Annotated in this window: 10 protein-coding genes; 9 read left to right on the forward strand and 1 reads right to left on the reverse strand. The window is 66.3% G+C overall.

Annotated features, from left to right (window positions below):
• The first annotated feature begins 2 nt into the window (after positions 1–2).
• The 9 genes from LDO86_RS04255 (at position 3) to LDO86_RS04295 (ending at position 13,037) form a co-directional block, all read left to right on the forward strand.
• Positions 3–1,691, forward strand: coding sequence for a thiamine pyrophosphate-binding protein (locus tag LDO86_RS04255; RefSeq protein WP_018769603.1), 1,689 nt, complete (start codon positions 3–5; stop codon positions 1,689–1,691).
• A 155-nt stretch (positions 1,692–1,846) separates the two neighbouring features.
• On the forward strand, positions 1,847–2,341 hold the full coding sequence (locus LDO86_RS04260) for a MarR family transcriptional regulator (protein ID WP_018769604.1): 495 nt from the start codon (positions 1,847–1,849) through the stop codon (positions 2,339–2,341).
• Positions 2,334–4,547, forward strand: a complete 2,214-nt coding sequence (locus tag LDO86_RS04265; protein WP_018769605.1) for an MDR family MFS transporter — start codon at positions 2,334–2,336, stop codon at positions 4,545–4,547. Before LDO86_RS04260 ends, LDO86_RS04265 begins: the two co-directional genes overlap by 8 nt.
• Positions 4,548–4,780: 233 nt before the next feature.
• On the forward strand, positions 4,781–6,514 hold the full coding sequence (locus tag LDO86_RS04270; RefSeq protein ID WP_018769606.1) for an ABC transporter ATP-binding protein: 1,734 nt from the start codon (positions 4,781–4,783) through the stop codon (positions 6,512–6,514).
• Positions 6,515–6,555: 41 nt separating this feature from the next.
• Positions 6,556–8,592: an ABC transporter ATP-binding protein gene (locus LDO86_RS04275; RefSeq protein WP_051081374.1), complete on the forward strand. Its 2,037-nt coding sequence runs from the start codon at positions 6,556–6,558 to the stop codon at positions 8,590–8,592.
• A 110-nt stretch (positions 8,593–8,702) separates the two neighbouring features.
• Positions 8,703–9,119 carry a thioesterase family protein gene (locus LDO86_RS04280; protein ID WP_018769608.1) on the forward strand — a complete coding sequence of 139 codons (417 nt, stop codon included), beginning with the start codon at positions 8,703–8,705 and terminating at the stop codon, positions 9,117–9,119.
• 64 nt (positions 9,120–9,183) lie between these two features.
• Positions 9,184–9,495 (forward strand): hypothetical protein, encoded by a 312-nt coding sequence (locus LDO86_RS04285; protein WP_018769609.1) that lies wholly within the window; start codon positions 9,184–9,186, stop codon positions 9,493–9,495.
• 70 nt (positions 9,496–9,565) lie between these two features.
• Positions 9,566–11,797: an AAA family ATPase gene (locus LDO86_RS04290; protein WP_018769610.1), complete on the forward strand. Its 2,232-nt coding sequence runs from the start codon at positions 9,566–9,568 to the stop codon at positions 11,795–11,797.
• Entirely contained in the window at positions 11,784–13,037 is a 1,254-nt protein-coding gene (locus LDO86_RS04295; protein ID WP_018769611.1) for a restriction endonuclease, read from the forward strand. The genes LDO86_RS04290 and LDO86_RS04295 overlap by 14 nt, the downstream gene beginning before the upstream one ends.
• A gap of 19 nt (positions 13,038–13,056) precedes the next feature.
• On the opposite strand, the gene LDO86_RS04300 is transcribed toward LDO86_RS04295, so the two are convergent.
• On the reverse strand, positions 13,057–14,712 hold the full coding sequence (locus LDO86_RS04300) for a PAS domain-containing sensor histidine kinase (protein ID WP_018769612.1): 1,656 nt from the start codon (positions 14,710–14,712) through the stop codon (positions 13,057–13,059).
• Positions 14,713–14,782: the final 70 nt, after the last annotated feature.

The following is a 14,782-nucleotide window of genomic DNA, read 5'->3' on the forward strand; positions in this document are numbered from 1 at the left end:
CGGTGACCGAACTGGCGGCACCCGCCCCCGCAGAGGTAAGGGGTGCCCGCAATGGCGGGGACCTCGTCGTCGAGACCCTCGAAGCGTTGGGTGCCAAGACGGTGTTCGGCATCCCGGGGCAGCATGCCCTGGGACTGTTCGACGCGATGGGACGCGGCAACCTGCACTTCGTTTCCTCCCGGATCGAGAACAACAGCGCCTTTGCCGCGGACGGCTACTCCCGCGCCACCGGGGAAGTGGGTGTGCTGTTCCTGTCCACCGGCCCCGGCGCGCTGACGTCCCTGGCCGGCCTGCAGGAGGCTTACGCCACGGGTGTGCCCATGGTGGTGGTGGCCAGCCAGATTCCCCTGGAGGGGCTGGGTGCCCGACGCAAGGGCATGCTGCACCAGCTTGATGACCAGAAGGCGTCGGCGGCGAACGTGACCAAGAGCCAGCGCTTGATCCAGCATGCCTCGGGCATCCCGTCCGCCATCCAGGACGCCTGGACCGAGGCCATCTCCTCGCCGCAGGGCCCGGTCTGGCTGGAGATTCCGCAAAACGTGCTGCTGGATCCCATTATGGTGCCTCCAGTGGAGGATGCCTTGGCGGAGGCAGCGGACAACCCGCCGCGGATCGAACTGGTGCGGGAGGCCGTGAAGTGGCTGGAAGCAGCCAGGCGCCCGGCAATCATTGCAGGAGGCGGCACCCGCCGCGGCAAGGCGGAGAAGTCCCTCCTGTCCATCGCGGAGAAACTCCGCGCTCCCGTGATTTGCACGCCGGGCGGCAATGGCGCGTTCCCCTGGAACCACGAGTTGTCCCTCCAGGCCTGGATCGAGGACCGCTACATGACCGACGTCCTGGAGGACGCCGACGTCCTGGTGGTGATCGGCTCCTCGCTGGGCGAGGTGACGTCCAACTACTTCACGTTCGAACCACGCGGGCGGATCATCCAGATCGACGCCGAACCGCGGGTGCTGGAATCCAACCGGCCTGGCCTTGGCATCCGTGCCGACGCCGGGCAGGCGCTCGCGGCCCTTGATGAAGCACTGCAGCCCGGCAGGGCCGCGGCCCCGGACTGGCATGGTGCCACCCCGGAGTCGCTGGTGCAGGAATCGCTCGCCAAGGTCCGCGCCCGGCTGGAATCCCAGGACCTGGGCAAGGAACTGAAGTTCATGGCCGACATCCGCGAGGCCGTGCCGGCGGACATGCAGACCTTCTGGGACATGACCATTGCCGCCTACTGGGGCTGGTCCTGCTGGGACGCGCGGCAGGGGCAGTTCCACTCAGCCCAGGGCGCCGGCGGCCTGGGCTTCGCGTTTCCCGGCGCCATTGGAGCGGCCGTGGGATTGGAAACCCAGGGGAGGCCGGGCCGGGTACTCGCCGTGTCCGGCGATGGCTCCTCGATGTATTCCATCGCCGAACTGGCTACGGCGAAACAGCACAACGTGCCGGTCACCTGGCTGATCGTAGACGACGGCGGCTACGGCATCCTGCGTGAATACATGGTGGGTGCCTTCGGCAAGGCAACCGCTACCGAACTGGCCCGCCCGGACTTCGTCAGGCTTGCCGAGTCCTTCGGCATTCCCGCCACCCGGGTTGCCCCGGAGGATGTGGGGGACGCGCTGAAGGCGGGCTTCGCCGGGGACGGGCCCAACGTCGTCGTGGTTGAGACGCTTTTAAAGATGTTCGGGCCCACCCACCTGGGCGACTGATGTAGCCAATAACGCTCACACGCTCCCCCACTTCTGCCACAACGGCTGAAGTGGGGGAGCGTGTGTGTTTAAGGGCCAGCGGCAACAACTTCGTTTCCCTAAGCAACCTTTTCCTGATACAGTTGCTTGCAGCAACTAATTCTTTAGGGAGGATCATGTCTGTCGCACCGGCCACTGCAGCCGACCTCGTCAGCAACATCTATGACCTCCAGCGCGCATTGCGCTGCGTCACCATGATCAACATCAAGGGCCAGGACACGGGCATCGCCCTCCAGGGCGTGCTCAAGTTCATCGGCGAAGGGGAGACCCGTGCCGCGCACCTGGCTGAGCGGCTGGGGGTCAGCCCTCCGGTGCTGAGCCGGCATGTGGCGGAGCTGGCGGACGCGGGCCTGGTGGTCCGCACCCCGGATCCGGACGACGGCCGGGCCCAGCTGCTGGCACTCTCCCCGCGCGGCAAGGAAAAGCTTGCGGAGTTGGTGCGGCACCGGGCGGAGACCCTGCAGGCCTACCTCGCCGACTGGAACGAGGACGACGCCGTGGCAACAGCCGCGATGCTGAGCAAGCTCACCACATCCCTGAAGAATTCCATCCGGGCAAGGGCGGCCGGAACCACCATTGAACACGAAACGCAGGAGTCCATTAATGGCTAACGTCACCGCCGCCGCGGACCAGGAACAGGAGCGCCAGCGCCAACGCAGCGCCAAACAGGAGTCGCGGCAATCCAAGCGCCACGAACCCGGCGCACCCATGAACCACCGGCAGATCATGGAGGCCCTGACCGGTCTCCTCGCTGCCTTCTTTACCGCAATCCTCAGCAGCACCATCGTGGCCAACGCGCTGCCCACCATCATGTCCGAGCTCAAGGGCACCCAGACGGACTTCGCGTGGGTCATCACAGCCGCGCTGCTGGCCAACGCAGCAACCACCCCCATCTGGGGCAAGCTCGCCGACCTCTTCGACAAAAAGGTCCTGGTCCAGCTCAGCATCGTGATTTTCGTGGCCGGCTCGGTGATGGCAGGCTTCTCCGAAAACATCCCGTTCCTGCTCACCGCCCGCGTGATCCAGGGCATCGCCATGGGTGGGCTGACTGCCCTGGCCCAGGCGATCATCGGCTCCATCATTCCGCCGCGTGAACGCGGCAAGTACTCCGGCTACATGGGTGCCGTCATGGCCGTCGGTACCGCCGGCGGACCGCTGCTGGGCGGCTTCATCGTGGACAGCTCGCTTGGCTGGCGCTGGACGTTCTTCGTCTGCGTGCCGCTCGCCGTCGTCGCCCTGATCCTGCTCCAGGTCACGCTCAAGGTTCCGCACATCAAGCGCCCGGCCAAGATCGACTGGCTCGGTGCCATCCTGCTCACCTCCGGCGTCAGCCTGCTCCTGGTCTGGGTCTCCTTCGCAGGCAAAGCCGACTACTACGACTGGTGGTCCTGGCAGACCGCGGTAATGGTGGGCGGCGGCGTCCTCCTGCTCGCACTGCTGGTCCTGGTTGAATCCAAGGTCTCGCAGCCGATCATCCCGCTGAAGATCATCTCCGAACGCACCACCGCGCTGGCCATCGTGGCATCCGTTGCCGTGGGCGTGGCCATGTTCGGCTCCTCCACCTTCCTGGGCCAGTACTACCAGGTGGCCCGCGGCGCCACGCCCACCGAGGCGGGCCTGCTGACCCTGCCCATGATCGCCGGCAACCTGGTCGGTTCCGTCCTGTCCGGCCAGCTGATCAGCCGCTACGGCAAGTGGAAGCGCTTCCTGATCGGCGGCACCGTCCTGCTGATCGGCGGCTTGGCGCTAGCCGGAACCATGGACCACACCACCGAACTCTGGCTGACCGGCCTTTATACCGGCATCTTCGGCATCGGCCTGGGCATGCTGATGCAGAACCTGGTCCTCGCCGTGCAGAACACGGTCCAGGCCAAGGACATCGGTTCCGCGAGTGCCTCCGTCGCGTTCTTCCGCTCGGTGGGCGGCGCCATCGGCGTGTCCGTCCTGGGCGCCGTCATGGCCAACCACGTCAAGAACCTGGCCACCGATGGACTGTCGAAGCTGGGCATCCAGGCTTCCGGCAACAGCGGCGCCAGCATGGACCTCAAGGACCTGCCCGCACCGGTCGCGGACATCATGCGGGCGGCCTACGGTGACGCGACTGCCGGCATCTTCATGATTTCCGCGGTCGTGAGCGCGGTTGCCCTCATCGCCGTGATCTTCATCAAGGAGGTGCCGCTGCGCAGGACCGTGGACATCACCCCCGAGGCCACACTGCAGGCCAACGCCGCCGGCGAAGCCGGAATGACCGCCATGACCGGCCAGCTGCCCGTGGTCCCGCCGGTCGGGAACGCCCCCGGGAACGGACTGCCCGCAAGGAGTGCCACACCTGCAGGGCTGGGTTCAGCGCCGGCCAGGATGTACGACGGCGGTGCTGCCGCTGCTGCGGCGGCGTCCGGGCGGGTGGCCACGGAGGACTTCGAGGAAGTCTTCGCCAGGAGCTTCCGTTCCGAAGGGCTGGACCTGCGCTCTGCCGACACGATGGACAAGGCTGCCGACGCGGTGGCCAGCGCCGCCGCCACCCTGCAGAAACTGCAGGACACCCAGCACCTGCTGGCCCGCCAGCAGGCGGAACTGGGCGGCCTGGTGCTGGACATCCAGGAACAGCTGCGCTCCCAGCAGGACGTGGCGGCCAGGCAGGCGGCCACCGCGGCAGAGCTCAGCAGGATGCAGCGCAAGCTCCTGAAGGAGCGCAAGATCCAGGCAGCGGCCGCGCTGTACCTGGCAGGGCGCGGGAAGCACAGTGCCGCAGCGCCTGACGCACCGTCAGCCGATGCCCTGTCAGCCGAGGCTCCGTCCGCCGGGGCCGGCTCCTAGCAGCGCCTGGCAGGCGATCGACAGCAGGGCGCGGCCCCCCGCACCGGCAACACCAACGCCGCAGCCCGCACTGGGAAGACACTTCCCGGTGCGGGCTGCGGCTTCTACTGCGGACTGCGGGGAATGCCGCTGCCCATGGTGCCCCCGTAGACTGGCCCTCCACCAGTGGCTCCGGCCGGAAAACCTGCTTCCAAGGGGACCCAATGTCGGTGGGCATCACTAGAGTTGAGTCCATGCTCCTCACCCTTATACGGCGCTACTCCAAACCGTATTTGCCGTACATCCTGGCTGTCCTCGTTTTCCAGCTCGCGTCCACCATTGCCGCCCTGTATCTGCCCAGCCTGAATGCGCAGATCATTGACGAAGGGGTGGCCCGCGGAGACACCGATTTCATCTGGCGCACCGGTGCAGTGATGCTCCTGGTGGCCTTCGCCCAGATAGCTGCGGCCATTGCCGGCGTCTACTTCGGCTCCAGGACGGCCATGGCGGTGGGCCGCGACCTGCGCCGCGCAGTGTTCCGCAAAGTCACCAGCTTCTCCGCCAAGGACGTCAACGCGTTCGGCGCTCCCACGCTCATCACCCGCGGCACCAACGATGTCCAGCAGGTGCAGATGCTCCTGCTGATGGCGCTGAACTTCATGGTCGCCACCCCCATCATGTGCATCGGCGGCATCATCATGGCGCTGCGTGAGGACATCAACCTCTCCTGGCTGGTGTGGGTGTCCGTCCCGCTGCTGGCCGTGGTGGTGGGGTACCTGGTGGTCCGCCTCATGCCGCTGTTCCGCTCCATGCAGCGGAAGATCGACCGGATCAACGCCGTCCTGCGCGAACAGATCATCGGTATCCGCGTGGTCCGGGCCTTCGTCCGCGAACCGTATGAGACGGACCGGTTCGGTGGCGCCAACAAGGAACTCACGGACGTCTCCCTCCGCATCGGCGCCCTGTTCGTCCTGATGTTCCCGGCCATCAGCATGATCCTGCATCTGTCCACTGCCGCTGTGCTGTGGTTTGGCGGGCAGCGGGTGGACGCCGGTGCCATGCAGGTGGGGTCGCTGACCGCATTCCTGCAGTACCTGCTGCAGATCCTGATGGCCGTCATGATGGGCACGTTCATGGCAATGATGATCCCGCGCGCCTCAGTCTGTGCTGACCGCATCGGCGAGGTGCTCGGCGTCGAACCTTCCATCCACGACCCCGAGCGTCCCGAAGCCCCGGCCTCCCTGCAAGGCGTGGTTGAGTACCGCAACGTCACGTTCGCCTACCCGGGAGCCGAGTCCCCGGTGCTCAGCAACATCAGCTTCACTGCACGCCCCGGCCAGACCATCGCCATCATTGGGTCAACCGGTGCCGGCAAAACGTCCCTCCTTTCCCTCCTGCCGCGGTTGTACGACGCCGCAGAAGGCCAGGTGCTGCTTGACGGCGTCCCGGTGGACAGGCTGGACCGCGCGGAGATCACCAAACGCGTCGCCCTGGTGCCGCAGCGTCCCTACTTGTTCTCCGGCACCATCGGGCACAACCTCCGGTTCGGCAAGACCGAGGCGACCGACGAGGAACTGTGGGATGCGCTCCGGACAGCCCAGGGTGAATCATTTGTCCGGGAAAAGAAGAACGGACTCGATTCCCGGATCTCGCAGGGCGGCACCAACGTCTCCGGCGGCCAGCGCCAGCGCCTGTGCATCGCCCGCGCGCTGGTGACCAAACCGCGCGTCTACCTGTTTGACGACTCCTTCTCCGCCCTGGACGTTGCCACCGACGCCCGGCTCCGTGCCGCCCTCAAACGCACCACCTCGGACGCCACGGTGATCATCGTGGCCCAGCGGATCTCCACCATTACCGAGGCTGACCAGATCCTGGTCCTGGACAACGGGCGGATCGTTGACCGTGGAACCCATGAGGAACTGTTGGAAACCTCACCCACCTACCAGGAAATCGTCGAATCCCAGCTGAGTGTGGAGGAAGTGGCATGAGCCCGCGCAAGAAGGACTCCAGTCCCGTGGAAGAGACGCCAATGTCCGTCCAGCCGCCCGCGGGGGAGGCACAACCGGGCGCAGGGCAGCCGGAGGATGACGACTACGTCGAAGAGGAGTTCCAGCCCACCGAAGCCGACGGCGGCATGTTCGGTGCCATGCCGGCCAAGAAAGCCGAGCATTTCTGGCCGGCTGCCAAACGTCTCATGGGGCTGCTGAAGCCCGAAGCGCTGGGCATCTATGCCGTGGTGGGCCTGGTGGTCATCTCCGTGGTCCTCAACGTCATCGCCCCCAAGATCCTGGGCCAGGCCATGGACGTGATCTTCGCCGGGGTGGTTGGCAAACAACTTCCCGCCGGGGCCAGCAAGGAGCAGTTCGTTGCCGGCCTCCGGCAGCAGGGGCAGGACAACTTTGCGGACATGGTGGCCCGCATGGAACTTGTGCCCGGCACCGGCATCAACTTCGACAAGCTCACCATGCTCATCGCCATCGTGCTGCTCATGTACTTCGTGGCGAACATCTTCATGTGGCTGCAGGGGTACGTGCTGAACCGGATCGTCATGAAGGTCATCCGGCGGCTGCGCGATGACACCGAGGCCAAGCTGAACCGGCTTCCCCTGAACTACTTCGACACCCGGCAGCGCGGCGACGTGCTGTCCCGGGTGACCAACGACGTCGACAACATCCAGCAGGCACTCCAGCAGGCCTTCGCCCAACTGGTCAATTCCGTGCTGAGCGTGGTGGGCATCGTGATCATGATGTTCATCGTCTCCTGGCAGCTGGCCCTGATTGCCCTGATCGCGCTTCCGCTGTCCGGAGTGGCCGCTGGCCTGATCGGAGTCCGGAGCCAGAAGCTCTTTGCTGCCCAGTGGAAGAACACCGGGTCATTGAACGGCCAGATCGAGGAGTCCTTTTCCGGGCACGACCTGGTCCGCGTCTTCGGCCGCGATGCGGACATGCTGGCCCGGTTCGAGGAACGCAACGAGGCCCTTTACAAGGCAAGCTTTGGGGCGCAGTTCGTGTCCGGAATCATCTTCCCCGTCATGCAGTTCGTCTCCTACTTGAGCTACGTGGGCATCGCAGTGGTGGGCGGCCTGCGGGTGGCATCCGGCGCCATGTCCCTGGGTGATGCCACCGCGTTCATCCAGTACTCCCGTGAGTTCACCCAGCCCCTGGGCCAGATGGCGGGCATGGCCAACATGCTGCAGTCCGGCGTGGCATCCTCCGAGCGCGTCTTCGAATTCCTGGACGCCGACGAACAGGACGCCGAGACCGCCACCGAACACCTGCCGCCGAAGACCGACGGGCATGTGGACTTCCGGAACGTCACCTTCAGCTACACCCCGGACAAGCCGCTCATCGAGAACCTGTCCTTCACGGCAGAGCCCGGCAACACAGTGGCGATCGTGGGGCCCACGGGCGCCGGCAAGACCACGCTGGTGAACCTGGTGATGCGGTTCTACGAGCTCAACGCCGGCTCCATCATGCTCGACGGCGTGGACATTACGCACCTCAGCCGCTCCGAGCTGCGCTCCAAAGTGGGTATGGTCCTCCAGGACGCGTGGCTGTTCGGCGGCTCCATCTACGACAACATCCGCTACGGCAACCTCAACGCCACGCACGAGCAGGTGATGGCCGCCGCGAAGGCCACCTTCGTGGACCGCTTCGTGCGGGCGCTGCCCGAGGGCTACAACACCGTGATTGATGAGGAGGGCAACAACGTCAGCGCCGGCGAGAAACAGCTCATCACCATCGCCCGTGCTTTCGTGGCGAACCCCTCGCTGCTGATCCTGGACGAGGCCACCAGTTCCGTGGACACCCGCACCGAACTCCTGGTGCAGAAGGCCATGGCCGCGTTGCGCTCGGACCGCACGAGCTTCGTCATCGCCCACCGGCTCTCCACCATCCGCGATGCCGATACCATCCTGGTCATGGAAAACGGACAAATCGTGGAACAGGGCAACCATCAGGTGCTGCTCGATGCCCGGGGCGCCTACCACCGCCTCTACATGTCACAGTTCGCGGGTGCAGATGCCGGAGAAGTACCGGTGGACGATTCGACGGCGGTGCGCAGCTGAGCGCCCAGCAGGCCGAGGCAGCCCAGCGGCTGCAGCGGCATGAAGACGGACGGGAGGCCGCGGAAGGGGCCGGGCCGGACGGCGGTAAGCGCATTGAGGTCCTGGTGCCGATGCGCTGGGGAGACATGGACGCCTACGGCCATATCAACAATGTCCAGATCGTCAGGATGCTGGAGGAGGCGAGGATCGCCGCCTTCGGGCCGCCCCGGGGCGCGGGTCTGCCCGGTGTGGAGCCGCCGGTATCGCTGTTCAACGACGTTCCGGCCGGAACCATGGCGCTGGTGGTGGATCACAAGATCCGCTACGTCCGGACGCTGGAGTACCGCAACATTCCGGCGGTGGTGCAGCTCTGGATCGGCGCCGTCAAGGGAGCCAGCTTCGATATCCACTACCTGCTCCAGGACCCCGTCACCCGCGAGGACTGCGTGAAGGCGAGCAGCCACCTGGCGTTCGTGGACGAAACGACCGGCCGGGTGCAGAGACTCAGCCAGGAACAAAAGGAACGGATGGCCCCCTACAGGCAGTAAGCCTCTGGACAGGGCCGGTCTGGACACACTGGACTGGAACAACCAGCGGTGAAAGGAAGCCCCGATGGCTAAAAACAAGATGGCTAAAAAGGCTAAAAACAAGATGGCTAAAAACAAGATGGCCAAGAACAAGACCCATGGCCGCCGGAACAAGAAGACATGGAAGGAAATGTCCCCATCCGGCAGGGCGGGCATCATCCTTACCGCGATCATGCAGGTGTCCCTGCTGGTTGCCGCCCAACGGGACATCTCGCGCAGGCCCGCCGAGCTGATTAACGGCCCAAAGGCTGTTTGGCGGGCGGCCTCCTTCATCAATTTCATCGGCCCCATGGGGTACTTCGTCTTCGGCAGGAAGCGGCCCGCCACCGGCATTTAGCCCGGCATGGCGGATGGGCGGCCGGACGGTTTGGAGCGGCCGCCCAGCTTGACCCTGTAAATTTGGAGGCATGACCCCCACTGCCACTGTTGCCATGACCCGCGCCCTCGGCATCTCCAAGGAGATCGAGGATGCGGCGTGGTTCGTGCTGGGGCCCGGTCTCCAAGGCAAGGCTTCACCCCTGGACGGCCGCACCCGGACCTGGTCGGTTCCGGCGGCCGCGGAGTTGCTCGACCGCCTGGACCGGGGCATCGCCGATTCCAAGGCCCCGATGATGACCAACCTCCGCGAGAACCTGGAGGGCGCCACCCGCGGGGCCAAGCAGTTGGCCGTGGAGCTGCTGTTCCTGCAGTCGCTTCCGCTGGCCCACGAAGTGAAGTCGTTGAAGGTCAAGCGCGCCCGCGTGGCCGAGGCCGCGGGCTGGCTTGAGTCGCCGCTGGAGCTTCCCGAGGAGCTGTACGCCGGCATGACGGACCACGGCGTGATCCGCGACCGGACCGCCGAATTCAACTGGACCATCTGGGAGCACCTGAAGTGGCTGTGCCGGTTTGTGCAGAACGTGGCGCAGCGGCCGGCAAGCGTGGTGCAGGCGGCCATCAAGGACCCCGTGCAGTTCCACCGCCTCGCTGCATCAACTCCCGACGATCAGCCCGCCATCCGCCGCAGCATTGAGTTCCTGGCCTGGCCCAGCTACTTCGAGCCGGTGGTGGCGGACGTGGAGCGGCAGGAAATCCGGGACGCGTTCGCGTCGCTGGTGGGCGGGGCCAACGGCGACAGCGAAGAGGACATCACGGCGGACATCCACCGCATCCGGCTGCACCTGGACGAGCAGGCGGGCCAGCGCACGGACTGGTACTCCCGCCAGCTGGTCAGCCAGTGGCGCAAAGTGGGCGACCCCGGCCGGCGGGCCTGGCTGCTCCGCACGCACAGCGACCACGCCGAGCTGCTCACGGCCTGGCACGGCGAGGAAAAGGTGACCCTCGACGTCGAACATCTCCGGCACCTGGACCCCGGCGTCACCGCCGGCCTGGTCCAGCACGCCGTGGACGAGGACTACAAACACCTTGGCTACGTGGAACGCGAGGACACCAAGACTGCGGTGTTTGCCTTCCTGACCGTCATGAAACCGGGTGATTTGGTGCTCTACCAGCACGCCGGAACTGTCCGGCTGGGCGGCGTGCTGGGGGAGCCCGAGTACAACGACGACAACCGCCGGCTGCGGCGCAAGGTGCGCTGGTTCGACGACGGGCACACCACCACCAGCCTTCCCCGGCACGTCCAGCGCCAGCTCGCCACCCCCGGCATCGTGGTGGACGTGACCCGGGTGGTCCAGGCGCTGCAGGCGCTGCTGCCTGCCGAGGCGGAAACCGAGCCCGACGGCGACGCTGACGGTGCCGCCGTCGTCCAGCCTGTCCAGGAGGGCTTCCGCCCGCTAACGCAGGAATTCGCGGCGTCGCTGCACATGGAGCTGGAACCGCTCCAGGAGATCGCGGACCTGCTGGAGGAGAACCGCCAGCTGGTCCTCTACGGCCCTCCGGGCACCGGCAAGACCTACCTGGCCAAGCACCTCGCCGCCGAGCTGGCTGACGACACCACCGACGAGCGCGTCAAGCTGGTCCAGTTCCACCCGTCCTATGCCTACGAGGACTTCTTCGAGGGCTACCGGCCGGACAAGACGGACGAGGGCCAGGTGTCCTTCAAGCTGGTGGCTGGCCCGCTGCGCCGCCTGGCCGAGGAAGCCGCCAAGCCCGGGAACGAGAAGAAGCCGTACTTCCTGATCATCGATGAGATGAACCGCGCCAACCTGGCCAAGGTGTTCGGCGAGCTGTACTTCCTGCTGGAATACCGCGACGACCGGATCTACCTGCAGTACAGCCCCAACGAACCGTTCACGCTGCCGGACAACCTCTACATCATCGGCACCATGAACACTGCGGACCGCTCCATCGCCATGATGGACGCAGCCATCCGCCGCCGGTTCTCCTTCATTGAGCTGCACCCGCAGACCGAGCCGGTCAAGGGCTCCCTGCTCCGGTTCCTGCAGGCCCGGCAGCTGGACACCACCCCGGCGCTGCTGCTGGATGCGCTGAACGGTGCCATCGACGAGTGGGATCGGGACCTGATGATCGGGCCGTCCTACTTCATGAAGCCGGCGGCCCAAACCCCGGCCGGGCTCCGCCGGATCTGGAAGTATGAGCTGATGCCGCTGCTGGAGGAGCACTACCACGGCCAGCTCACGCGGGCGCAGCTGGAGGAGCGCTTCGGGCTGGACCAGCTGCTGGGACGCGTTGCAGCGCGCTGATCCCCGGGCGTCCGTGCGGCACCTGGTCCTGGACGAGCTGTCAGGCGGCCTGGTGGAACGGCTGGACGCGCCAAGTGCTTCCTTCCTGAACTCCAGCGGGCTGGCCAAGGCATCTCCCATGGGCATGGGGCTGTACCGGATTGAACCGGTGGGCAAGGTGGGTTCCGTCCGGACCCCCACGCTCCAGCTGGACGTCCGGCCCAAGGACAGGCTGGGGCTCAGCCGGCTCCTCTTCCTCCTCAGTTATGCGGGGGATCAGGGCTTCCGGCCGGACCTGGTGGCCGCTGACGAGGACCGGGACCTGTGGAGCGCCCTGGCCGAGTCGCTGGCGCAGCTGGCCGAAGGGGCCCTGGGCCGTGGTGTCCTGCAGGGCTACCTCACCGTGGACGAGTCGCTGCGGACGGTCAAGGGACGCATCCGGATTTCGGACCAGATCTCCCGCCGTCCCGGGATGCTGGTTCCCCTGGAGGTCTCCTACGACGAGTTCACCGAGGACATCGCGGAAAACCGGATCCTGCGCGCTGCGCTGGAGCGGATGGGGCAGGTGCCGGGGGTACGGCCGGAGGTGCTGGGCAGGCTGCGGCAGCTGAAGGGAAAGCTCGACGCCGTCACGCGCCTTCCGTCCGGGGCGCCGGTGCCGCCGTGGAAGCCCACCAGGATGAACCTGCGCTACCACGCCGTGCTGCGCCTGGCGGAGCTGATCCTGCGCAACGCGTCCGCGGAAGCGGGGGAGGGCAGGCAGCGGACGGCCTCGTTCGTGGTGGACATGGCCCAGGTGTTCGGGGACTTCGTGGGAACCGCACTGCGGGCGGCGATGGCCGCGTATCCGGGGGAGCTTCGGCTGCGGTACAACGCCCTCCTCAGCGAGGCGGTGCGCGACTCGGACCGCCTGTCCGTGCGCCCGGATGCTGTCCACCTGCTGGGTGGGCGGCCGGTGGTGGCGTATAACGCCAAGTACCGGGCCGCGTCGGACGCCGGTGCGTCCCTCACCGCAGACCATTACCAGATGCTGGCGCACTGCACGGCGCTGGCCGTACCCACCGCCTGGCTCGTCTATGCCGGCAAGGGCGAAATGAAACTCCGCCGCATCCTTAACACCGATATCGACATCGTGGAGTTCCCGCTGGATCTCAGCCAGCCGCCGTCGGCCATCCTTGCCTCCGTCAGGGACCTCGCCCGCCAGTCCTGGGGCGAGGTGGTTTTCCACCCGCGTCCTGCCCCTGCAGGCCCGGCCAGGTAACCCCGCGGGCGCGGGGCCGCTACACCGGTACCCGGAACATGAAGGTGGTCCCTTCGCCCAGCGTGCTGTCGACGCCGATGGTGCCGCCATGTGCCTCGACGATCGCCTTGCTGATGGGCAGGCCCAGGCCCACGCCGGGGATGGCGGTGCGGCGGACGCTGCTGGTGCGGAAGAACTTGGCGAACACTTCGGAGGCGTCCTCCGGGCTCATCCCCATGCCGGTGTCGGTGACGCGGCAGGCCACGTGGCCGTCCTCCTGCGCGAGCGACACCACCACCTCGCCGCCGTCCGGTGAGTACTTGATGGCATTGGACACCAGGTTGTCCAGGACCTGGGAGATCCGGGCGCTGTCCACGTGAGCTTCCAGGCGCTCCGGGGTTTCGGCCCGCAGTTCGACGCCGGCGGCGGCGGCCCGCGGCATCGCGGAGGAGACGCTGCTGCGCACGAGTTCGGCCACATCCACGGCGTGGGGCGTGACGATCAACTGGCCGTTCCTGCTGGACAGCAGGTCCGACACCAGGGTCAGGAGCCGCTCGGAGTTCCGGCGGATGATCTCCAGCATCTCGCGCTGCGGCCCTTCCAGCTCATCGGCCAGAAGGATCTCCACGTACCCGAGGATGGAGGTCAATGGCGTGCGGAATTCGTGGGAGACGCTGGAGACGAAGTCGTCCTTGGCGGTGAGCGCGTTCACCAGGTCCGTGACGTCGCTGAAGACGATGACGGAGCCGCCGAGGTTGCCATCGGAATCCTTCATGGCGCGTGCCGTCGTGACAAAGGCCCGCTGTTCTTTCCCCTCGCCCAGCCAGACGAGGTAATCGGTGAAGGTTTCCCCCAGGACAGCCCGGCGGACCGGCCGCTCCTCCACGGCGACCAGCGTCTTGCGGTCAGGGCCGAAGACCAGCAGCTGTGACTCGTTGGGGTCCGCGATATTCTTTGGCCTGGCCAGTTCATGGTTGGCGCGCTGTTTCCGGTTCATCAGGACGTCGTGGCCGTCGGCGTCGACGGCAAGGACGCCCAGGTGCACGGTTTCCAGCACGGTGTTTAACAGGGCCTCCTGGCGCTTGCTGATGCGCAGGTTGGCCCTCAGCTGCTCGTCTTTTTCCTCCAGCTGCGTCTGCTGGCGCATCATGCTCAGGGTCAGGACGCTCACTGAGACGCCAATGCCCAGCATCATGACCGGCAGCAGGAGCGACCGGGCAAAGTCCTGTGGCGTGTAGTTTCCCTTCACGAGCAACGGCACCCAGATAATGGCCAGCGGTCCCAGGAAGGAGAGCCACAAGGCGGCCCGCGGGTAGTAGCCCGACGCGCAGAGCCAGATGACCGGGAACACGGCCAGCAGGCTGATACCCGCGAGGCTTTCCTGTCCGCCCTCCCGGCCGGCGGCGATCGAGATGAAGTCCAGCAGCGGGATGGCCAGGAAGCTGGTGTAGGGCAGCCGCTCCCAGGGGATGAGGTAGCACAGCGCCATGATCGCCAGCTGGGAGATGAGGAACGTGACGAAAAGGGGGTTGTCCATGGTGTCCGGGAAGAACGCCCAGACCAGCAGGGCCGTCAGGATGGTGGTCACGAACAACGGCATCTGGCTCATGGCCACCCGGTCCGTCAGCCGGTACTCGTGAAAGGGCCGCTTGAAAAACCGCAGCCGTCCGGAGGACCAGGCTGTGGGGTCGCTCATGGGGTGGAAGACGCGGATGTGGGGGTTTGCAGGGCCATACCAGCAGGATATCCGCAGCCAGCTATACTTC

The sequence above is a fragment of the Arthrobacter sp. StoSoilB19 genome (assembly GCF_019977275.1).
Taxonomy (GTDB): Bacteria; Actinomycetota; Actinomycetes; order Actinomycetales; family Micrococcaceae; genus Arthrobacter.

Excerpts from the sequence above, each read along its gene's own strand:
- LDO86_RS04260 (WP_018769604.1), top strand. The coding sequence starts at position 1,847 with ATGTCTGTCGCACCGGCCACTGCAGCCGACCTCGTCAGCAACATCTAT.
- LDO86_RS04265 (WP_018769605.1), top strand. The coding sequence starts at position 2,334 with ATGGCTAACGTCACCGCCGCCGCGGACCAGGAACAGGAGCGCCAGCGC.
- LDO86_RS04270 (WP_018769606.1), top strand. The coding sequence starts at position 4,781 with ATGCTCCTCACCCTTATACGGCGCTACTCCAAACCGTATTTGCCGTAC.
- LDO86_RS04275 (WP_051081374.1), top strand. The coding sequence starts at position 6,556 with ATGTCCGTCCAGCCGCCCGCGGGGGAGGCACAACCGGGCGCAGGGCAG.
- LDO86_RS04280 (WP_018769608.1), top strand. The coding sequence starts at position 8,703 with ATGCGCTGGGGAGACATGGACGCCTACGGCCATATCAACAATGTCCAG.
- LDO86_RS04285 (WP_018769609.1), top strand. The coding sequence starts at position 9,184 with ATGGCTAAAAACAAGATGGCTAAAAAGGCTAAAAACAAGATGGCTAAA.
- LDO86_RS04290 (WP_018769610.1), top strand. The coding sequence starts at position 9,566 with ATGACCCCCACTGCCACTGTTGCCATGACCCGCGCCCTCGGCATCTCC.
- LDO86_RS04300 (WP_018769612.1), bottom strand. The coding sequence starts at position 14,712 with ATGAGCGACCCCACAGCCTGGTCCTCCGGACGGCTGCGGTTTTTCAAG.